General features: G+C 33.1%; 20 protein-coding genes and 1 riboswitch. Of the genes, 6 read left to right on the top strand and 14 right to left on the bottom strand.

Features of this window, described 5'->3' with window-relative positions; all coding sequences use genetic code 11:
• Positions 1-16 precede the first annotated feature (16 nt).
• Both abc-f and isaB read right to left on the bottom strand, forming a co-directional pair.
• Positions 17-1630, bottom strand: a complete 1614-nt coding sequence (abc-f, locus tag LQ611_RS06260; RefSeq protein ID WP_239703138.1) for a ribosomal protection-like ABC-F family protein — start codon at positions 1628-1630, stop codon at positions 17-19.
• Positions 1631-1863: 233 nt separating this feature from the next.
• Positions 1864-2376 (bottom strand): immunodominant staphylococcal antigen IsaB family protein, encoded by a 513-nt coding sequence (isaB, locus tag LQ611_RS06255; protein ID WP_107590934.1) that lies wholly within the window; start codon positions 2374-2376, stop codon positions 1864-1866.
• Between the two features lie 615 nt (positions 2377-2991).
• On the opposite strand from isaB, the gene LQ611_RS06250 reads away from it, so the two are divergent.
• A complete protein-coding gene (locus LQ611_RS06250) occupies positions 2992-3723 on the top strand; it encodes a transglycosylase family protein (protein WP_239709461.1) in 732 nt (243 codons plus the stop codon).
• An 83-nt stretch (positions 3724-3806) separates the two neighbouring features.
• Here LQ611_RS06250 and LQ611_RS06245 read toward each other — a convergent pair whose 3' ends face one another.
• Complete coding sequence (locus LQ611_RS06245) at positions 3807-4367, bottom strand: RBBP9/YdeN family alpha/beta hydrolase (protein ID WP_158258801.1); 561 nt, start codon at positions 4365-4367, stop codon at positions 3807-3809.
• 18 nt (positions 4368-4385) lie between these two features.
• Positions 4386-4748 carry a helix-turn-helix domain-containing protein gene (locus LQ611_RS06240; protein ID WP_107633902.1) on the bottom strand — a complete coding sequence of 121 codons (363 nt, stop codon included), beginning with the start codon at positions 4746-4748 and terminating at the stop codon, positions 4386-4388.
• 265 nt (positions 4749-5013) lie between these two features.
• Here LQ611_RS06240 and LQ611_RS06235 point away from each other — a divergent pair, with 265 nt between their 5' ends.
• Positions 5014-5931: a nucleoside hydrolase gene (locus LQ611_RS06235; RefSeq protein ID WP_239703139.1), complete on the top strand. Its 918-nt coding sequence runs from the start codon at positions 5014-5016 to the stop codon at positions 5929-5931.
• Positions 5932-6345: 414 nt separating this feature from the next.
• On the opposite strand, the gene LQ611_RS06230 is transcribed toward LQ611_RS06235, so the two are convergent.
• Together LQ611_RS06230 and LQ611_RS06225 are read right to left on the bottom strand one after the other, a co-directional pair.
• The gene (locus LQ611_RS06230) at positions 6346-7728 is read right to left on the bottom strand and encodes an amino acid permease (protein ID WP_103360958.1); all 1383 of its coding nucleotides are present in this window, start codon (positions 7726-7728) and stop codon (positions 6346-6348) included.
• A 214-nt stretch (positions 7729-7942) separates the two neighbouring features.
• Entirely contained in the window at positions 7943-9133 is a 1191-nt protein-coding gene (locus tag LQ611_RS06225; protein ID WP_107590988.1) for a CynX/NimT family MFS transporter, read from the bottom strand.
• Positions 9134-9249: 116 nt separating this feature from the next.
• On the opposite strand from LQ611_RS06225, the gene LQ611_RS06220 reads away from it, so the two are divergent.
• A complete protein-coding gene (locus LQ611_RS06220; protein ID WP_025906934.1) occupies positions 9250-9810 on the top strand; it encodes a helix-turn-helix domain-containing protein in 561 nt (186 codons plus the stop codon).
• 32 nt (positions 9811-9842) lie between these two features.
• Here LQ611_RS06220 and LQ611_RS06215 read toward each other — a convergent pair whose 3' ends face one another.
• The 3 genes from LQ611_RS06215 to LQ611_RS06205 form a co-directional block, all read right to left on the bottom strand.
• Positions 9843-10703, bottom strand: a complete 861-nt coding sequence (locus LQ611_RS06215; protein WP_107590987.1) for a fructosamine kinase family protein — start codon at positions 10701-10703, stop codon at positions 9843-9845.
• 75 nt (positions 10704-10778) lie between these two features.
• Positions 10779-11078, bottom strand: a complete 300-nt coding sequence (locus tag LQ611_RS06210; RefSeq protein ID WP_107590986.1) for a hypothetical protein — start codon at positions 11076-11078, stop codon at positions 10779-10781.
• 45 nt (positions 11079-11123) lie between these two features.
• Positions 11124-12038, bottom strand: a complete 915-nt coding sequence (locus tag LQ611_RS06205; protein WP_119475278.1) for an LCP family protein — start codon at positions 12036-12038, stop codon at positions 11124-11126.
• 161 nt (positions 12039-12199) lie between these two features.
• Here LQ611_RS06205 and LQ611_RS06200 point away from each other — a divergent pair, with 161 nt between their 5' ends.
• Genes LQ611_RS06200 through LQ611_RS06190 form a run of 3 tightly spaced genes read left to right on the top strand, consistent with a single transcriptional unit; the run spans position 12200 to position 14469 of the window.
• Entirely contained in the window at positions 12200-12775 is a 576-nt protein-coding gene (locus LQ611_RS06200; protein WP_239703140.1) for a phosphatase PAP2 family protein, read from the top strand.
• A gap of 50 nt (positions 12776-12825) precedes the next feature.
• Entirely contained in the window at positions 12826-13518 is a 693-nt protein-coding gene (locus LQ611_RS06195; RefSeq protein WP_239703141.1) for a GNAT family N-acetyltransferase, read from the top strand.
• Between the two features lie 57 nt (positions 13519-13575).
• Positions 13576-14469: a VOC family protein gene (locus tag LQ611_RS06190; protein ID WP_204172451.1), complete on the top strand. Its 894-nt coding sequence runs from the start codon at positions 13576-13578 to the stop codon at positions 14467-14469.
• A 160-nt stretch (positions 14470-14629) separates the two neighbouring features.
• On the opposite strand, the gene tenA is transcribed toward LQ611_RS06190, so the two are convergent.
• From tenA to LQ611_RS06165, 5 genes are all read right to left on the bottom strand, one after another.
• Positions 14630-15307 (bottom strand): thiaminase II, encoded by a 678-nt coding sequence (gene tenA, locus LQ611_RS06185; RefSeq protein WP_107565833.1) that lies wholly within the window; start codon positions 15305-15307, stop codon positions 14630-14632.
• Positions 15308-15373: 66 nt separating this feature from the next.
• Positions 15374-15482: riboswitch (TPP riboswitch) on the bottom strand.
• 60 nt (positions 15483-15542) lie between these two features.
• Positions 15543-16274, bottom strand: coding sequence for an epoxyqueuosine reductase QueH (locus LQ611_RS06180; RefSeq protein WP_107565842.1), 732 nt, complete (start codon positions 16272-16274; stop codon positions 15543-15545).
• Between the two features lie 104 nt (positions 16275-16378).
• The gene (locus LQ611_RS06175) at positions 16379-17992 is read right to left on the bottom strand and encodes a poly(glycerol-phosphate) alpha-glucosyltransferase (RefSeq protein WP_107590982.1); all 1614 of its coding nucleotides are present in this window, start codon (positions 17990-17992) and stop codon (positions 16379-16381) included.
• Positions 17993-18175: 183 nt separating this feature from the next.
• On the bottom strand, positions 18176-21202 hold the full coding sequence (locus tag LQ611_RS14260; RefSeq protein ID WP_239709459.1) for a YSIRK-type signal peptide-containing protein: 3027 nt from the start codon (positions 21200-21202) through the stop codon (positions 18176-18178).
• Positions 21203-21578: 376 nt separating this feature from the next.
• Positions 21579-22097 carry an NUDIX hydrolase gene (locus LQ611_RS06165; protein ID WP_199185206.1) on the bottom strand — a complete coding sequence of 173 codons (519 nt, stop codon included), beginning with the start codon at positions 22095-22097 and terminating at the stop codon, positions 21579-21581.
• Positions 22098-22150: the final 53 nt, after the last annotated feature.

Below are 22150 nucleotides of genomic sequence, written 5' to 3'. Positions count from 1 at the left end.
CGTCGCTTTATTTTTATCATGATAACTTCTCTTTTACGTAATCATAATTTCCTTCATATTTTGTGAGTTGTTTATCTTGTAGTAAATACGTTATATCAAACAGTTTATTTAAGAAATATCTGTCATGTGATACGGCTATTACGGTACCTTCGTATTCTAACAGGGCTTCTTCTATTGTTTCTTTTGAATCTATATCTAAATGGTTTGTTGGTTCATCAAGTATGAGCACGTTAAAGTCTTGGTTAACGATTTGTGCCCATCTTAATCTCATTTTTTCTCCACCACTTAAACTTTCCACTTTGTTAAATACATCTTCTCCATAGAACATAAATTGTGCAAGTATGTGTCTTGCTTGCCCTTCTGTTACATGCACGACATCTCTAAATGTTTCTATGACTGTTTGATTTTCTATATTTTCAAACGTATGTTGAGATAAGTAACCTATTCTTAAGTTTGAAGCACAATGGACTTCTCCATCGTCTGGTTCTACTTGATGCATCATCATTTTTAATAATGTGCTTTTCCCTGTACCGTTGTTACCGATAATGGATACGTGTTCTTTTCTTCTAATAAGTAAATCGATATCTTCGAATAGTATATCTTCATACATTTTAGAAACTTTTTTGAATTCAATCACATCATTTGAGACACGCTGTCCTTCTGTTAAGTTTACATTCATTTTTTTATTTTCTAGTACTGGTTTATCTAATCTTTTAATTCTATTTAATGCTTTTTCCATACTTTTCGCACGTTTATACATTGCAGCATTTGGTGGCTTTGCTTGACTCGCCCACAATCTTAATTGTTTAATGGAGTCTTCCATTTTTTTAATTTTCTTCTGTTGTGTCTGATATGCTTCAAATTCACGTATAATGCGTGCTTCTTTTTCTTTCACAAAATAACTATAATTACCGTGATAAATGTGCAGATGTCCTTGATCGATTTCTAATATTTGATTGACTGTTTCATCTAAAAAGTATCGATCGTGCGATACAATCATAACTGCACCATTATATTGTTTAATAAAATCTGCTAACCAATCAATAGAAGAAATATCTAAATGATTGGTTGGTTCATCTAATAATAGTAGTTTAGGCTGTTGCAATAATATTTGAGCGAGTCCTACTTTAGTACGTTCTCCTCCAGAGAGGTTCCCCCACGTTTGATTTAATAATTGATCAATTTTCAAACCATGACTAACTCTTCTTATAAGTGCATCTCTTTCATATCCGCCTATTTCTTCAAATGTTTCTTGCAATGCGCCATATTGCTTTAATAAACGTTCTAAATCATCTGCATTATTTGCCATTTCATCTTCTAAAAATTTCATTTTTTGAGAGACGTGATTGATTTCTTTAAATACTTCTGATAAACACTCATAAATTTCTTTATCTGCTTCATACTGTGGTAACTGGTTTAAATATCCAATTGAAATGTTCTTTTGCCAGCTTATTTGCCCCTCTGTCGGCACTTCGATACCACCCATCAATTTCAATAATGTACTCTTACCTTCACCATTTCTTCCAACTAGTCCTACGCAATCTCCTTCATTTAAGTCATATTTAATATCCTCAAAGATGAGATCACCTGTATAAGACTTCGATAGTTTAGACATATTAATAATATTCATTTTGCTTCCTCCAAAATCGGTCTATAAGGAAGCTGGTGTTAGACATTCCTTATAGCTATATTTTTCTTCAAAAAAGACATACTCCGCCAATTTTGGAAGAACATCCGCAAATTTGTTGCGTACGATTACGAAAAATCTGCAACTATGAGCTAAAAGAAACATCTAAAACACCTCCGTTCGTTTAAGTTAGTTTCATTATATAGTTGTAAAAATAATAATTCAATGTCTTTATGCTATTTTAAATTCTCACCAATATTAACTGTTGTGACGTAATTATCATCTATTGTAAATATGATAAGATTGCCGCCTACTAGGAATCTATATTCATCTCCGTTACTAGTTTCTTCTATAGTATAATCATTTCCGTAAGCTTTAAGAATTTGTGCTTTTGAAATGTGATGCTTTTTCACTGGGAATTTAGCACTTGCAGCATATTCTTCTTCATATTTTCCTCCGAAATAGAATGTTTGATCGTATGAAGTTCTATGCGTATAAATATTTCCTTCATAAGATTGTGGTTGAACAATTCTATAATTATTCATTGTAACGTTCTTATACACTAAAGCATTGATGAAAGCTGAATCTAAAATAAAACTACCGTCATGACCGGTGTAACCTTTATAAGTGTAGTAAGGTGTTGTGGCTGCTTCAACTTCATGACCGTCTTGACCAGGAAAATCTACAATACCAAAAATTGTTCCGAAAGAAATTCCTGTTGCAATTGTTAATTTAGTTATTTTATTCATTATCATCACTCCCTTTTAGTATAATTGTACACCTTAATGTTACAACAATATTACAATGATATCAAAAATATTACACAAGAGAATTGTAGGTATAGCATTAGTAATATTACTGATAATTCAGTCTATTATCGTCATAATCATGCTGAAACATACCCGCACTAACTATAGAAGCATTATAAGAAACATCAAATTTATATTATGAACTTTTCATAAACAAAATATGATCGATTCAATTTACACATCTAAAATTTTACATTTTTATTCTACGAACTTATTTCTTAGTAATGAAATCGAATTTTAAATTTTATATATCTACTTTCAAAACCGTCATGAAAGGATTCTATTTCATTATATAAAATCCGACTATTTTATCATCCAATTGTATACAATTGGTAAACTTAGGTGTAATATTACAAAATATAACGAGCGTAATTCATTATTACATTATTTCTTCTACATTGTAATCTTTTGTTATTTGACTGTAATTTACAAAGCCTCTATATATGTTATTGTTGTCTTGTCCCATTTTTAGGGAAGAATTTTTAACTAACAAAGAAATTATCATCTTAAAAAAGATACTATAAATAAAAAAATTATTCGGAGGGTTTTAAAATTATGAAAAAAGCATTTTTAACTTCATCATTAGCAGTAGCAATCGGAGCAACAGGTGTTGCATCTACACAAGTAGCAGACGCAGCTGAACAGGACGTAAATAAAGAGCAATTAGCTCAGTTAGCTCAATCTAATGCACCAGAACTTAATGAACATGCGGTTCAAGAAGGCGCATATAACATTAACTTCACATTAGATGGTTTCGAGTATAACTTCCAATCAGATGGTCACAACTTTACTTGGGAATACCATGCAACTAATGCAGCTGACTCTGAAAGCACTCAAGCTCCTGTAGCTGAGCAACAACAACCAGTAGCTGAAGAAAACGTAGCTGAACAAACTCCAGCTCCAGCTCCAGCAGCAAACAACACAGCTAATGAACAAGCAACTCAACAAGTAGAAGCACCAAAACAAGAAACACAACAAACTCAACAAACTACTACACAAACAACTCAAACATCTACAAGTTCATCTTCAGCTTCTGAAGGTTCAAGTGTAAATGTTAATGATCACTTAAAACTTATTGCTCAACGTGAATCTGGCGGAGACTTAAAAGCTGTTAACCCAACTTCAGGTGCAGCAGGTAAATACCAATTCTTACAAAGCACTTGGGATTCAGTAGCACCAGCAGAATATAAAGGTGTATCTCCAACAGAAGCTCCAGAATCAGTACAAGATGCAGCAGCTGTTAAATTATACAACACTGCAGGCGCTTCACAATGGGTAACTGCATAATATATAAGCAGTATTAAAATTTTATTCAACACATTAATCCAACGCCCCCGGCAATAGCCAGGGGCGTTTTTTTTGTATATATTTTATTTATTAATCATATCATTTACGATTTCAGCAACTTCTGGAAACTCAGTATAACCGTCTGAATCACAGAAATGCCCTTCATGTTCAACAATAACCTCTTCAGATTGAAGCTTTTCTGCCAATCGTTCACTTAAATTTCGCGGAACTAAACGGTCATTAGATGCTATGACACTCACAATGTTTGGTACACGTTTAATAATCTTTTCAAAATCTACATGCGTTTGATCCATGTAAGCATCAATTTTATTTAAGTTAGGAATCTTTTCATAAAAGCCTGCTACAAGAACAAGTCCTTTAACATTCCATTCTCCTTCATATCTAGATAGATAATCTAATACCGTCACTACACCTAAACTATGTGCAACGATTACATTATTACCACTCGTTATATCTACTTCATCTAATAGAGTCTTATTCCAGTCTTCTAACACAGGATTTGATGAATTAGGAAAGTCCAATACTTTACTATCTATATCGTCAATTTGTTCTGTTAACCATTTAAACCAATGCTTTTTACTGTTTGCAGTATAGCCATGTGCTATATATAAATGTTTATCCATATTCATCACCTCTTCTGTTTATTGTACGAGTGCATTAATGATACCTATTATAATACCTCCAAACGGAAATACGAGCCACCAAAATCTTGATAAGAACTCCCAACCATTCATCGGACGATCATAATAATTTTGATTATGATTAGGTTCATTTCGATAAGTCTCAATTATCGTGTTTTTTAAATTTTTATCCCCTTTGATTAACTCATCTAAAGATACATCAAAGATATCGCTCATTTGTACCAATATATCTATACCTGGATATACTTTACCGAGTTCCCATTTAGAAACACTTTGTCTTGTGACATGTAATTTGTTAGCGAGTTCTTCTTGAGACCATCCATTAATTTCTCTCTCTTCTTTAATTCTAGCTCCAATATTCATATCAACCAACTCCTTATGTTTACTATATAACGACTACTTCAAAATATCCCGATACTTTACTTTGCACCCTGAGCAAATTGAAGTTGCAAACGCATGAACATAACCTTTAACACCATTATATACTTTTTTTACAATACGTCATTTATTTTAAAAGGTTACTCTGCCTTCTGTCTTATTTTCAAAAAGTGCAATTAATCGTTCATTCCGTAATTATAATTGTACTTTGTTATACTATATATATCATACCGATAAAGGAGCGAACAACATGACAATCCCGATTATTATTGACACGGACCCTGGAATAGACGATATTATAGCGATTTCTGCAGCACTACATAGTAAAGAATTAGATGTAAAATTAATCACAACTATTGGTGGTAATGTAGGCATTGAACACACAACTCAAAATGCATTAGATATTGTAAGTTACTTTCATTCAAATACGCCAGTTGCTAAAGGTGTAGATAAACCACTGATTAATACACTTGAAACAGCAGAACATGTACATGGTCAAAATGGTATAGGAAATGCTCAAATCAATACCACTTTACATAATGATATTCTAGAAGAACATGCTGTTATCGCAATGAGAGATACTATCTTGAATTCTGAAGAACCTATTACACTCGTACCAATTGGGCCACTAACAAATATAGGGCTGTTATTCTCACTATTCCCTGAAACTAAAAAGAACATTAAACAAATCGTGTTAATGGGCGGCGCAGCAGTTGGAGGAAACGCTACGCCCGTTGCAGAATTTAATATTTTTGTAGACCCACATGCAGCAAAAATTGTTTTCGATCAAGATGTCCCAATCGTAATGTGTGGACTTGATGTAACGAGAGAAACTATGATCAATAAAGATGATTTAAATATCATTCAAACACAAGGAGATTTTGGAAACATCATTATAAATATGTTATCTTCATACAACGATGTAAATGCCGGCGAAGAACATGAACATATCATTCATGACTTATGTACAATCTTCTACTTATTATATCCAGAAATGTTTACAACACAGCGTGCCGATGTATCTGTCATAACAGAAGGACAAGCAGCAGGATGTACATACACAGAATTTAGTGATGAAGGTAAAGTAGAAGTATGTATGCATGCACAAAACGAACAATTCCGAGAAAAATTTGTAGACTTTATTAAAGCAATACATCAAAATCAATAAACAAACATTATTCATATAAAATAATGAGACTGGAATATTGCATTCCAGTCTCTTTCATATGGGAAATTTGAGGGAGATGAGCTCTATGTTGCTTGTTTAGGCAGTCTTGCAATATACAGAGCTCCTATTTATCTTGTTTGGCCAGTCTTGATAAATACAAGGTCCTGAACATTGCTTGTCTCACCTCACTTGCAATATTCAGCCTTCCAACATTGCTTGTCACACTCCACTTGCAATGTTCAGACCTCCAACATTGCTTGTCGCACCCCACTTGCAATATTCAGACCTCCAACATTGCTAGTCACACCTCACTCACATGTTCCCCGCATCTAAAATATACCTCATCCCCCATATTTCTAAAAGTATGAAAAAGCGTCTAGAACATTTCTGTCCCAGACGCTTTATGTTAAAGGCTTAATACTCACCTTTATCTTCTTTATGATAACCTCTTAAGAAGTATACAATTGTCATTACGGATAAGAATACAATACCGATAATAACAGAAACGCGTGTTTCTGAATTGAACAACATACCGATTAATACTAAGATAAAGAATCCTAATGTTAAATAGTTAGAGTATGGTGCAAATGGCATCTTGAATGGATGATCTTTAATTTCATCTGAATGATTTCTTCTAAATTGAATATGACTAAATAAAATCATAAACCAAGGAACCATACCTGGTAGTATTGATGCACTGTATACATACACAAAGATATTTTCAGAACCATCAATCACTAATGGTAATACAATATTTAAAATAACACCTACAAAAATACCAATTGAAATTGCTAATACTGCAAAGAATGGTACCCCTGTTTTCATAACTTTTGTGAAAATACGAGGCATTTGTCCTTTTTGAGCTAATGTATAAACCATACGGCTTGAACTAAATATACCTGAGTTACAACCTGACATTGCTGCTGTTATAACAACAAAGTTGATTAATCCTGCCGCAATTGTGATACCTACTTTTGCGAATGTTGCAACAAATGGACTACCTACGTTACCTAATTGATCCCATGGATAAACTGTTACAATAACGAAAATTGCACCTATGTAAAAGATTAAAATACGCCATATTACACCATTAACGGCTTTTTTAATATTTTTCTGTGGATCTTTCGTTTCACCAGCTGTAATCCCTATTAATTCTACCCCTTGATAAGAACCTACAACCATTGATAATGCAAAGAAGAAACCTACGATGCCTTTAGGGAAGAATCCACCATGTTCTGTTAAGTTTCCTAATCCTATAGCATTCCCGCCATTTCCAAGTCCAAAGAAGATTAGACCGAAACCAGCTATAATCATTAAAATAATTGTTACTACTTTAATCATTGCAAACCAGAATTCAAATTCACCGAAAGCTTTAACTGACGCTAAATTTGCTGCAGCTAAAGTTACAACTACTATTACCCCTGGTATCCATGTTGGTAAATCTGGCCACCAGTATTGCATATATTGACCAACAGCGATTACTTCACTCATACCTACTACTATCCACTGGAATATGTTACTCCAAGCTGTTACATAACCAGCTACTGGATGTAAATAATCACTCGCATAGTTGGCGAATGATCCTGTAGTCGGATACAAATAAACTAATTCTCCCATTGCTCTCATTACTAAATACAAGAAAAGGCCTGCTACTAAATAAGCGAATATTGCAGATGGTCCCGACCATTTGATAGTGCTTGAAGCACCCATAAACAAACCAACACCTATTGTTCCACCAAGTGCAATCATCTGTACTTGACGTGAACTCAGACCCCTTTTTAAATGATTGTCTTCCATTCTTTCATGTCACTCCTCATTACAAACTTTTCAGTTAAGATTTATCTATTTAATTTTATTCAAACTTCATGGGACAATTATACTATAAATAATCAGAAAATAAAGCACTACTAGAAAGCGTTTTCCTTTTTTTATAAAATTATATGTATTTTGTTCATAATATTGTAATTTATTTATAATTAATAAATAGAAATAAAGAAAACGAGACATTAATTTAATGTCTCGCTCCTAAAGTTTGTTCTATTGTAATGTTTCTACCCGCACGTGATCCTATAATCATAATGATAATTGACGTAACAAGCAGTATGCCAAATGACGTATTCCAACTATTTGTAGCATCGTGCAGTATACCGAATAGTAATGGACCAATCGCAGCAAATAAATACCCTACTGACTGTGACATACCTGATAATTTGGCTGCCGTTAAACCATTTTCTGTTCTTAATCCAAAGAATGTATTAACAAGTCCAAATGCTAAACCACTGGCAATACCAATCAATATAATACCTAAAAATGCCCAGTTAGGTTGTAACATTAACGTTAGTATACCTAATACGAAAAGTAATCCTGTCACAAAAGTAATCAGAACTTGGTTCTTCATTTTTTCAGCAAATATAGGTGTGACAAAAGTTAGTGGAATAATCGCTAATTGAAGAATAGATAAATAAATCCCCGCTTCATTAATCGGTGTACCATGACTTAATAAAAATTCAGGTAACCAATTTATCAATGAATAAAATATCATTGACTGGCCGCCCATTAATAGCGTAATTTGCCATGACAATGGTGATTTCCAAACATTTATATTTGTCGTAGTTTGAGAACTATTAACTGTTTCATGTTTGTTTAACTGGAATGACCATATAATAATACCTATAAACGTTACAATACCTATTAAACTGATTGCAATGTTGTAATTAAAATGTTTAACAAGTGGTGCTGTAACATATGATGAAGCACTTCCGAATATATTCATCACAACTGTGTAATAACCTGTCATGATACCTATACGTAACGGGAAGTTCATTTTAATGATACCTGGTGTTAACACATTTCCAAACGCAATCCCTACACCTATTAATACCGTACCGACATATAACCAAGAGACTCCAGTAATTGCCCTTAAAGCAATACCTATACAAATTAAAATGAGTGCACCAAAAACTGTACGTTCTAATCCAAATTTATGACTAATTTTAGCAGCGAATAGTGAAATCACTGCAAATGAAAGCAATGGAATAATTGTGATTAAACTGACAGATGTATTGGATAAATTTAAAGTTTCTTTAATTGAAGGCAATGCAATCCCTACTGAAGTAATAGGTGCTCTTAAACTTGCTCCAATTAGTAAGATACCAATAAATAATATTAAAGTTTGTTTTTTACTTCTATTTATATGATCCATCTTTTTATTATCTCCCTAAAGTGAATTTCTGTTATACTGTTCTTAACGTTCGTTATAAAGAACACATTATATTGTACAATGCGTTCGTTATAAAGTAAATAGGAGTGTTTATATTTATGAAAGATATCCATACAATTGTTGCGCATAATTTGTCACAGTACCGAACATCGCAACAATTAAGCCTAAGCACAGTATCTAAATTGACAGGCGTTAGCAAAACAATGCTCAATCAAATTGAGAATGGACAATCTAATCCTACCATTACAACTTTATGGAAAATAGCAAATGGCTTACATTTACCTATATCCGACTTAATTTCTAATAAAGAAGATAACATTAATTGCGTGTCTAAAGCAGACATTACACCTATATATAACGATAATCAATCCGTCACGATATACCCATATTTCCCATTTAATATTGATAAAAATTTTGAAATGTTTAATATGATTTTACAAAGTGGAGCTGAAATGAAATCAGAAGGACATCACAATGGATCTGAGGAATACATCATCGTTCATAGAGGCACACTTGAAGTCGATATCAATGGCGTTAAACACACAGTACGTCAAGATGATGCGATACGTTTCGAATCTGACGTCACACATACTTATCGTAATATAGGTGAAGATGATGTTCATTTAACAGCAACTATACAATATCAACACAATAAATAAAGGATTGGGATAAATTTTCATCCCAATCCTTTTTACTTATCATTTAATATGTCATCCATTGTTCTCTGAACACTACCTGCATACATTGAACCAAACTTCACTAAGTGCACCATCAATAAGTAAAGTTCATAAAATTTAATTCTTTCATTTGCACCTTTACTTAATGGTAATGCTTCATCATAAGCTTTATAAAAGGCTTCCGTGAAACCACCAAAGACTCTTGTTGCTCCTAAATCAAATTCACGATCTCCATATAATGGTGAAGGGTCGAATAATGCTGGTTCCCCGTTTGATAAGAACATATAATTACCTGCCCACAAGTCTCCATGTAGTAATGACGGTTTACTTTTATGTTCTGTTAAGGCTTCAATAATGACTGTACGTACTTGTTCAAATTGTTGAAGTTCGTCCTTAGACCAAAGTCCTCTTCTTACAATTTCGTCTCTCAGTTGATCTAAACGTTGCTCGACAAATATATTAATCCATGTATCTTTCCAACCATTTTCGAACGTAATATCGCTACCATGATAAGGTAAATGAAATCCAAATTTACCATCTTGTTGATAATGACTATGCAATTTCGCTACCAGTTTGCCGAGTTCACTTTGAATACCTCGACGACCTTCTTCAAGATAACTCAGTATTAAATACGCATCTCCATTAATTTGACCGTAACCTTTAACAACAGGCGCTGTAACACCCGCTTCTTCAAATGCTTCTAAACCAGCAATTTCGGCAGCGTAAAAATCTTCGCTTCTATTATGTTGAACAAGTAGAAAATCCGTTCCACTCTGTCTTTCAATTCTATATGCTTCATTCACATCTCCACCACTTACTGGTATGAGCTCTTTAATATCATCTATAGGTAATTGTGATTGCCAATCTTTATTCATGACGATCCCTCCTATGTGTTATTGTATTAAAAATTATTCAAAGTTCAAAACAACAGCTATTTATTATTGTGTAACCTACTCAAAGATTAATGATTCAAACTTATAAATCATCTGCAAAATCAACGCGCCATCTTTCGTAAGATGATAATAGATGTTTGGGGGCATAATCTCTTCAGTTCTAACATTGATCAGATTATTTTGCTTCAACAATTCTAGAGTTGCTTTAATAGTTTGATCATCCACTTTCTTAAACGTTGAAAGTAATGCTTTTTCTTCTCTTTCACAAACACTCATATAATTTAATAATTGAATACCGTAATTTTGAATAAGGTGATTCATATTTTGTTCAATCTTCACTTCATTAATTGAAGTCACTAAAATAACCCCATTTCATATTAAGTATATTGAAACATCCATATGTTAGCTTTTTAAATTATTTTTATACGATTTCACAATTTCCTGTTTCGCACCTTTATCTGCTTCGAAATACCAAATACCATCACTCTCTACTTGATTCACACCATCGATAGATATCTTCTCAAAATGCTCTGTTGCACTTTTATAGTCAGTGATTAGTTTTCTTGTGTCATTTAAGTTAAAGCTTGTTGTAATGTTATCTTGAGCGACATTCATCAACTCATTGAAATTATTAACATTCAAATTATTTTTAAGCTTTTTACTTGTTGCTTCTATTACAATACGTTGTCTTTCTTGTCTTCCTTCATCATCTCCAGCGCCTTCTTCTTTACGGCTACGTACAAAGTCTAATGCTTCTTGTCCATTCAATTTCATTTTCTCTCCAGCTTTAAATTTTGTACCGTTAAAAGTAAATGATTTATTACTTTTAACATTTACACCGTCTAAGGCATCAATTGTCTTTTTAAAGCCATCCATATCTACTGTTATATACCCATCTATCGGTATATTGAATTCATTTTTTAATGTTTGTACGGCTGTTTTTGATCCACCGTATGCATATGCATGTGCAACTTTATCATGACTACTATATCCAGGAATATTTACTGCCATATCACGTGGAACACTAACGAGTTTAGTTGTTTTAGTTTTAGGATTAATTGAAGCTAACATGATTGAATCCGTTCGTTCACCTATATTTTCTGATTCTCTTTCTTTGTTAGAATCTACACCAAAAATCGCGATAGAAATCGGCTTATTGTTTTTAATTTTTTCTTTCACATGTTTTGTATCTTGTTTATTGATGGGTTGATAAACTTTGTTATTTATATTAATCGCCTTTACTGTTACGAATATCCCAGCAATTAAGACGATAGCTGCAATAATAATTGTTACTTTACCTTTTCTTGTTAGCTTCATAGTCACACTCCTATTTTTTATTTATAATTACTATGATAGCATTTTTAAGTAAATTACTAAATGATATTTAGGTAGTCCTAAAGTCCTATTGTTTAAAATTATTTTTATATTTACAATAGAAAAAAGTCTAAATATTCACGTTCAAAGGAGCTTTACGCACAATGAAGAAAGATTCCAAGCTCATTATTTGTTATACTATTTTATTAATTTTAATCGTGTCATTGATTCTTACAAATTATATCAATCCTATTGATCAATATGTCTATCAATTTATACAAACTGAAACATTAGCATTTAGATTACATAATTATTTATCGATTTTTTCATTTATATTTTCACCTTTACATAGCGGTATTTTAATATGCATATTATTAATTGGATTATACTTTTATAATAGAAGAAATTTGCTACAGTATTTAATATTCTCTTTCTCATCACTATTTATCGGAACAGCGTTAAAATATATTATTCAACGACCAAGACCATCCGATTTAATTGATGGTTACAGCTTTCCAAGCATGCATACACTAACATTATTTGTAGCGATTTTTCTCATACTTGCGTTATACAAACATGTAACAGTTAAATGGATTACTGCTATATTAATTTTGTCTATGATGTGTTCAAGAATTTATTTAAGTGCACACTTCTTTTCTGATACTGTCGCAAGTTTAATCATTGTTCATTTAGTTTACTTAAGCGTTGCTAAATTTATGCATCAGTACTCGCGCTCGTAAATTTCACCTCCTTTATTTTATGCTATGATAAAAATAAAGGAGGATTTTTTATGAGATATAATACTTTTAATCAACCAATTGGTGATGAAGTCAAATCATTTAAAGAACCGAATATGCCTTGTGTTGATATGCTTGAAGGTAAGTACAGTAAACTTGAACATTTAAACGAAAGTCATATCGATCAGTTATTCCCTTTATTATATTCATCAGAAAATGATGCAAACTGGACGTATTTACCTCATGAACCGATTCATGATAAAGCTTCATTTACGCAGTTAATCGAAGAAAGAATCATTTCTAAAGATCCTTATTTCTTTGCGATTGTCGACAAAGAAACACATCAAGCATTAGGTATAATGTCACTTTTAAGAATTAATCCTAAAGCTTCAACGATAGAAGTTGGCCACATTCATTATTCAACACTACTTAAAAGAACGCGCATTGCTACTGAAGTACAATATTTACTTGCTCGATACGTTTTTGAAACTTTAAAATATAGACGCTATGAATGGAAATGTGATAGTTTGAACGCACCTTCGAAACATGCTGCCGAAAGACTTGGTTTCAAATATGAAGGAACTTTTCGACAAGCACTCGTATATAAAGGAAGGAATCGCGATACAGACTGGTTCTCTATCATTGATAAAGAATGGCCATCCATCAAAAAACATTACGAAGAATGGCTTGATGAAAATAATTTTAACCATGATGGCACACAAATCAATAAACTTTCAATGAACTAAATGTTTATATTTATAACGATGGGTATAATAAGTAAAAAGGACTGAGGAGATGAAGAAATGAATAATCAAAGAATTGTTCCGCATTTATGGTTCGATAACGAAGCGCAAGAAGCCGTCGATTATTATATGCAAACTTTTCCAGAATCAGAAATCATTTCAGATGTAACGTTTACAGATACACCATCCGGAGATGCAAAACAGCTCACTTTTAATATTTTTGGTTATAAATTTATGGCAATCAATGCTGGTCCTTATTTCACAAAAAATCCTTCCATATCATTTACAGTACTTTTCAAACAATCTGAAGCAGCATTACTCGACAAAGTTTGGACTGCACTCGCACATAACGGGAAAATTATGATGGAACTTGGTGCTTACGACTTTAGTGAAAAATATGGCTGGTTGGAAGATCAGTTTGGTGTTTCATGGCAACTCCTCATCACAGACCAACCATTCGATGATCGTATTAGACCATCATTTATGTTCATTAATGATAATGTTGGTAGAGCTGAAGAAGCGATTAACTACTACACAAGCGTATTTAAAAACAGTGGTGATATTAGTAAATTTTATTACCCAGAAGGCATGGAGCCAGACAAGCCAGATACACTCGCACACGCAGAATTTAAATTAGAAGATCAATATTTTGTCGCACTTGATAGTGCACATAAACATGAATTCAACTTAAACGAAGGTATTTCATTAATACTATTTTTAGAAGACCAACAAGAAATTGATTATTATTGGGATAAATTATCTGCTGTACCAGAAGCAGAACAATGCGGATGGGTCAAAGATCAATTCGGTGTCTCCTGGCAAATTGTCCCTAAAATCATGGATCAAATGGCAGAAGAAGGCACACCAGAACAAATCAGTAACGTTACAAAAGCATTTCTTAAAATGAAGAAATTCGATGTAGAAACTTTAATAAAAGCCTACGAAGGCAAATAATAGTATAAAAAAAAGACAGAAGCATTGTGCATGCTTCTTGGCAGTAGCTGACTGAATTGAAAATGCGCTTTTATCAAGCTTTTTTCAACTCTAGTCAGCCTTGCCGGGGCGGGACTACGAAATCTTTTTATACAAATTAGATTTCTGTCCCGCTCCCTATTTATTTTACCGGTACTGGCCATGTTTCTAAATGTTCAGCCATATCCCAGAACATATATTCATAGTAACTCGTTTTAACAATAATATCTTCTAAGCATTGTAATTCCGCTTCTGTCTTACCTTCTGTAACTTGATCCATCAACTGAATACAATCTTCTTTGTACTGACTAAATTCATCTGAAGCATACATATTAATCCATTCTCCGTATAAAGGATGGTCCGATGCTCCTTTAATTTCAGCTAATTTTGACCCTATATAATTATAACTCCAAGTACATGTCAAAATAGCCGCAATAACATTCTCAATGCCACCTTGTTGTGCCATATTCAACATATAACTCGTATAGCCAATAGTCGTTTGAGCCGGTTCTGTCTCTTCTAATTCCGCTTCTGATATACCAAATTGCTTAGCATAGCCTCTATGTAATGACATTTCAGTATTTAATGTGCCATTCGCTAAATCAGCATAAGTCGCCATCATTTTTAAGTCAGTTGATTTAGCTGCACCAATTGAGAATAGTCTCGCATATTCTATTAAATATATATAATCTTGTTTCAACCAATGTTTAAATTTTTCTTGATCTAACGTGCCATCACCTAATCCTATAATAAAAGGATGTTTCATATAAGATTGCCAAATCGGTTCAACTCTATTGAATACTCTATCTGTAAATTTCATTTATAAATCCTCCTTATAATTAAAAAAACGCTATTTTCATTAAGAAAATAGCGTCATGAGTACCTTATAATCAATACGCCACTTTCCTACGCCAGTATAAGCTGGATCAGGTTCAAGGAATTTTAAAGGTATCACTTTAATCTCAGCCTTTATAAAGGCACTTCCAGTGGTTTAAAATTATTTAATTTCTATACTCTTTCAACATATCTGTTTTATCCTAGGATTGCAAATAAAATTACATGCAACTTTTATTACATGATTCTAAATAAGCTTTAGCCTGTTTATTCACTTCTTTAAAATCTATACCTTGCTTCATAGCTGCAAACACACAACCACAATAGCATTGTCTAAAAATCTCATATTCATTGCACATTTTAATCGATCTTTCATACCCCTTGTTCTTCTTAAAGTCACTCGGTAAATAATAAACATGATATAAATCTTGAACATCCATACCAAGTTCGTTAATCAATTGTGCATTTTTCTTAGGTGACAATGTTAACGCACTCGCAAAATAATCATTTCCAAGATCAGCTGCCGCTTCTGCAACGAGTTCTAAACGCATTTCGAAACAAGCCGTACATCTTAGCCCACCTTCATTTTCATCAGCTAAATCTTTACTTTTAACCATTTTCATAAATTTATGTGGTTCATAGGCTGCTTCAATATATTTAACATTAGAATTTGTACGCTCATTAAATTGTTCAACAAACGTTTCTTGAACTTTCGCCCTACGCTCATATTCACTTTTCGGATGAATATTTGGATTCGCAAAATAAATCGCAACATCTGCATATTGTGTTAATAACTCTAACGTATAAGTACTACAAGGCGCACAACAACTATGAATTAAAATAGAAGGTCTTGTTTCAGAACGTTCCCATTCAGAAATCATTTTACGCATAACCTTATCATAGTTAATCTTTTGATTTTTCATCTTAGCAATAATACCATCAGCTGAAATCACCATATCCCTAACCATTCTTTTATACAAAAATTGTCATTTTTACAATATTTTATAACATTCAAAAGGTGATAGCAATATGATGATTAGAGATAGTATGGTGATATTTATCCTTTAAAAACTTTCTGATATTGTACATATCCAGATAAGTAATGTTCAATGTCATCAATTCTTACTCTATAGCCATGGTGTTTAATAAAGAATGAATGAAGTATCCTTGAAGGATTCTTAAAATACATCGCAACTTCTGGATAGAAAAATCCTGTTCTTTGATAATTTGCACGTTTATGAATGGTATCTATAAATTTCTTTTCATCTAAATGTTGTTCTACTAAAGATTCATAACCTGATTCTTTAGCGTATTCAACTAAGTGATATGTAGCCATTAACATTTCTAAAAATGTTGGGAAAGTTGTTTCTCTTTGGTACATATAATCTAAATAGCTAGACACATTCTGTATACCGAATTTAAAATATTTTTCTTGTGGATCGATTTGTACAAGTTCATTTGTACAATAACCTAACCAATGATCGTGATACTTCCAATAATCTTTTTGAATAAAACGTTCAAATAGATTTTTAACAATATTTAACCATTTTTCATTATGATCTATTTGGTATAACCTCAATAAAGCTAATGCCGCTTCTCCATCGTAATATATAATTCTATATTGTTCCTTTACAGTTAATTCTGGGTAGTTAATGACATGCACCGTTTTAGCATCTTCGCCTATCATCGTTTCAATACCACGTGCCACTTTTTGTGCAGCTTCAAGATATTCTTTTTTATTTGGATTATGTTTTAAATATTCACAAATTGCGAATATAAACGCTGCATTCTGACCTAATTTAATTTCATTTACATTTTTAGTATCGTCAAATATATGACCTAAGCCATCAGTTTCATATAAATAATGATTGATTAAATAATCTATAGCTTTTTCTGCAATTGTGATATCTTCATTTAAATATGTTAAGCCTTCTATTAAAGCGTATGTTGATGATGAATGTCTTAAGTTATTGTAAAATGCTATATTTTTATCGAAATGAGGAAAATACCCGTAATGGTACTTGCCATCTTCTCCAATTTCATTACTTAAATAATGTGTACTATGTTCAATCATCATATCGATTTCATTACTTAAGTTGTCTATTTCTCTTAGACCTTTTGTATAACCTCGCTCATCAAGAGCAAACACATCATTATCCTCTATAATATAGCCTTTTGTATAAAATTTTCGTACACGTTCACCTTCGTATTGTTGATGACTATAACGTACTTTAATACCTTTATACTTTTTCAAATAGTTATTAATATTGTCTTCAGATAAAATGAATGATTTTTTATCTTTTGATGGTCTAACAAAAGCATTAGCATTAATTTCATCAGATAAAAAAGCATATTCCCATTTGTCATCTAATGCCATTCCATAATCAACATAGTTTCTTCTTGTATTAATTAAATCGTCTTTTAATATATCAAAATCTATCTCTACTTCTTCTATGACAAAATCAAGCTTTACCCAATTAGCACTCTTTCCAGTTTTCTTTCGAAATTCTTGCGCTAACTTCAAAATATTTCTTTTAATATTATTTGGATTCTTAAAAACTCTTACGATTGCCTTTTGGTACTGATTGCCTATACTTACAAAGCTAACATCATGTTTAGGATATTTTTTATGCATCTCAAGAATTCTATCTATATCTTTACTTAAATTCATAGTTAATCCCCCATTATTTGTGCTTTTATACTATTATAACAATTCTATTCAATAACTTTTAAATATTATTAAATAACAGAAATTATAAGTTTCAATCTTTATGTATCTATTAATTCAAATTTAATAAAAATTGAGGCCAGAACAAACTAAGTTGTCCTAGCCACAATCAAGAATCTTCAGTCATTACTCTTTTTTATTATTTCTTCTTCTACTGAATAAGAAAATTGATCCTAATCCCGCTAATAACGTTGCAAGTAAAGTTCCACTATTCGTTTTAACTTCACCAGTATCAGGTAAATTATTATCTTTATTCTCTTTATCAGATACTTGATTTTCTGAGACATTATTTGTAACAGAAGTAGTAACTTTATTATTAGTAATTGAATTAATATTTCTTAGATCTTGTCTATATTCATTATTGTTTACATCTAAACCTGGTGCTTCTTGTAAAGTACTAACATCAATTAAATTATCATCAGCACCTGAATCAGAACCAATATTACTTTCCACATTTACAGCTGCGCCTGGATCACTGTCTGCGTCTGAGTCACTATCAGCATCGGAATCAGAGTCCGCATCTGAGTCGCTGTCTGCATCTGAATCACTATCGGCATCGGAATCACTGTCTGCGTCTGAATCACTGTCTGCATCTGAATCGCTATCGGCATCTGAGTCACTGTCTGCATCTGAATCAGAATCTGCGTCTGAGTCACTGTCGGCATCGGAATCACTATCTGCATCGGAATCACTGTCTGCGTCCGAATCGCTATCTGCATCGGAATCAGAATCTGCGTCTGAGTCACTATCCGCATCCGAATCACTATCTGCATCCGAGTCAGAATCCGCATCTGAGTCACTGTCCGCGTCTGAGTCACTGTCTGCATCTGAATCGCTGTCTGCATCGGAGTCAGAATCAGCGTCTGAGTCACTATCTGCATCCGAGTCACTGTCCGCGTCCGAATCACTATCTGAGTCTGAGTCACTGTCTGAGTCCGAGTCGCTATCTGAGTCTGAATCACTATCTGAGTCCGAATCACTGTCTGCATCTGAGTCGCTGTCTGCATCGGAATCACTGTCTGCATCTGAGTCCGAATCACAGTCTGCCTCTGAGTCACTTTCTGAGTCGGAGTCGCTGTCTGCGTCGGAATCACTGTCCGCATCCGAATCACTGTCTGCATCCGAGTCACTATCTGCGTCGGAATCACTATCTGAATCTGAGTCGGAATCTGCGTCTGAGTCACTATCTGCGTCTGAGTCACTGTCTGCGTCGGAGTCGCTGTCTGCGTCTGAATCACTGTCCGCATCCGAATCACTATCCGCATCCGAGTCACTGTCGGCGTCCGAATCACTGTCGGCGTCTGAATCGCTGTCTGCATCGGAATCACTATCTGAATCGGAATCGCTATCCGCATCTGAGTCACTATCGGCATCCGAATCACTGTCTGCATCGGAGTCGCTATCTGCGTCTGAATCGCTGTCCGCATCTGAGTCTGAGTCGGAATCTGAGTCACTGTCGGCGTCCGAATCACTGTCTGCATCTGAGTCACTATCTGCGTCTGAATCTGAGTCTGCATCCGAATCACTGTCTGCATCCGAGTCACTATCTGCGTCTGAATCACTATCTGAATCTGAGTCGGAATCTGAGTCCGCATCGGAGTCACTATCGGAATCTGAGTCGCTATCGGCATCGGCATCCGCGTCATCTTCAATAATTATTGAATCAGAATCACCACTACTTGCTAATAAATCAACATCAATAAGACCACCTCCAACTGCTGATCTAAAGTTATATTCATGTCTTCCTGGTTGATCAGAGTCTGGAAGAATACCACCAGCTGTTAGCGCATTTAAATCTAAAGTTAAAGTATACGTAATTCTACTAGCAATAGATAATGAGATTAATTCCGGTGCTTGACCATATATTACACCAGTATTTGGATCGATATTTAGATTATTTCCTGTAATTGATCCTGTTCTTCTTGATCCTAATAATATTGGAGGCAAGTCATAATCAATTTTTACTGCGTTTCTAAAATTAGGATTCGACATTAATGCTCTAAATTGAGGAGGCAACTGAAATGTCGGATAACTAGAACCTAAACCAACATTCAAGACTGGATAGCCTTCTAATTTCAATTGTAACTTCCCATCATTGTGGGATGCGTCTAACTTCATATTGCTTAATAAATCTACATCAATTAAAGCATTAGTGCCAATATTCCCTATTCTCTTATTCGTAGCTTCGGTTTGTGTATTATTAGTTACACCTTTAGGCAATGATTCATCTTTTGATGTTTCTACTTTTTCGTCTGTATTTTTTTCAGACTCATCTTCTTTGATTTCATTATCAGATGCAACATCTTTTTCTGAATCTTTATTTGCATCTACGGCATCTTTTGTTGTCTCTTCTTCATTACTTGGTTCTTCAGCATTATCACTGTCTGTTTTCTCTGAATTATCTTCTAAATCATCTTTTGTAGCTGTATCATCTTCAGATGTTTCATCAGAGTTTGATGCATTGTCTTCATCTGCTTCAGAAACATCGTCAGTAATTTCACCTTTATCTTCTGATGTTATATCTTCCACATTCTCACTATTTTCTGAAGGACGATCATTATTTGATTGGTCAATGTCATCTTTAGTATTGTCTTCTACATTTTGTTCATCAGTTGGAGAATCTTCTGATTCATTCCCTTGTTCAGTTTGATCTACTGTTGTTTCTTCTGAATTTTGTTTATTTGTATCTTTTGAGTCATTATTACTTACTGGTTGCTCTTGAGACGGTTGACCGTCATATGTAGCTTCCCCTTGATCATTTGTTACTTCTTCATTATTTATTACTTCGGATGAATCTTCTGCAACATCAGAGCTATTACTATTCTCTTGTTCTGAAGTTGGTTCTTGAACTTCTGATTCATTTAATTCATTTCCCGTATTATTACTTGTAACATTGACTTTCGAATCTTGCTCAGTTGATTTTAAAGTAGGTTGTTGTTGTTCAGAATTCAAACTACTTTCCTGTATTGCATCACTGTCTTGATCACTATCATCAGAATCATCTGATGCATTATCCGAAATCTTGATGGATGTTTCATAATTATTTTCGCTTGCTTCTACTGTATTTAATCCCGAGTACAGCGTTAAACCTATTAAAACTGATCCTGCTCCTACCGTGAATTTGCGTATCGAGTATCTTCTCTTTTCTCTCATATTTTACTCCTCCCAAATTATTTAAATACAACTTAATATTACTATATAATTTTAATTTTGCACCATATTTTTTATACTGAAACTAATATTATACCATGTAGCTATATTTATATAAGATTTTCCAACTGTTATAAAATTACATTTAAGGAGTAAATGAAATAAATTAATCCAATTATTAGAATTTATATGATTCGTTTTATACATCATAATATATATCATTATCAATATTTATCATGATTTAACATTTTCAAATATAAAATATCCAAAATTTATTGTTATAAACTTAAACGTGTTTCAAAATAGAGTCTGACTATTTTGAATATTTTATTTATATAATAAAATTTACGCAAAAAAAAGAAACAGTTAAACTGTTTCTTTACTCTCTTATTGTTCCTAATTCATTATTCATTTCAAATATAAATTCTATAAGACTATTCCTATACGGAATAAATAAACCTTCTTTAATCATGTCTAATAATTCATCTTTTGTAACCCATTTTACTTCTTGTACTTCTTCTGTTGGAAAGCTTAGTTTTTCTATATTTATCTCTTGATGCACTATGAAAAAATCATCATATCCATCGTCAAAATTAATTGTGATATGTGGTCTTTGATTAGTTAAGTCTAATTTAATACCTAGTTCTTCATATGTTTCTCGTTCTGCTGCAACTCTATTTGTATCACCTTGAACCGCACTACCTCCTGCTGAGAAATCCCACTTACCTGGCCATCCTTGTTTGTCATCTCTTCTTTTTTGTATTAGTAATTGTCCCTGTTTATTAATAATACAGACATGAATCACAAGATGATATCGATTAGCAGGTACTACATTTCCTCTTGTCATCGTTTCATTTAATAACTGCCTATTTTCATCGTATAAATCCCAAGTCTCCATTCTCACCACTCCGTAATCATAGTAATTATATTTTATCACATTGAAATTAACAC

The sequence above is a fragment of the Mammaliicoccus sp. L-M44 genome, assembly GCF_022386355.1.
Classification (GTDB): Bacteria; Bacillota; Bacilli; order Staphylococcales; family Staphylococcaceae; genus Mammaliicoccus; species Mammaliicoccus sciuri_A.
The sequence above is the reverse complement of the archived record's forward strand: the minus strand, read 5'-3'. Positions and strand labels throughout refer to the sequence as shown.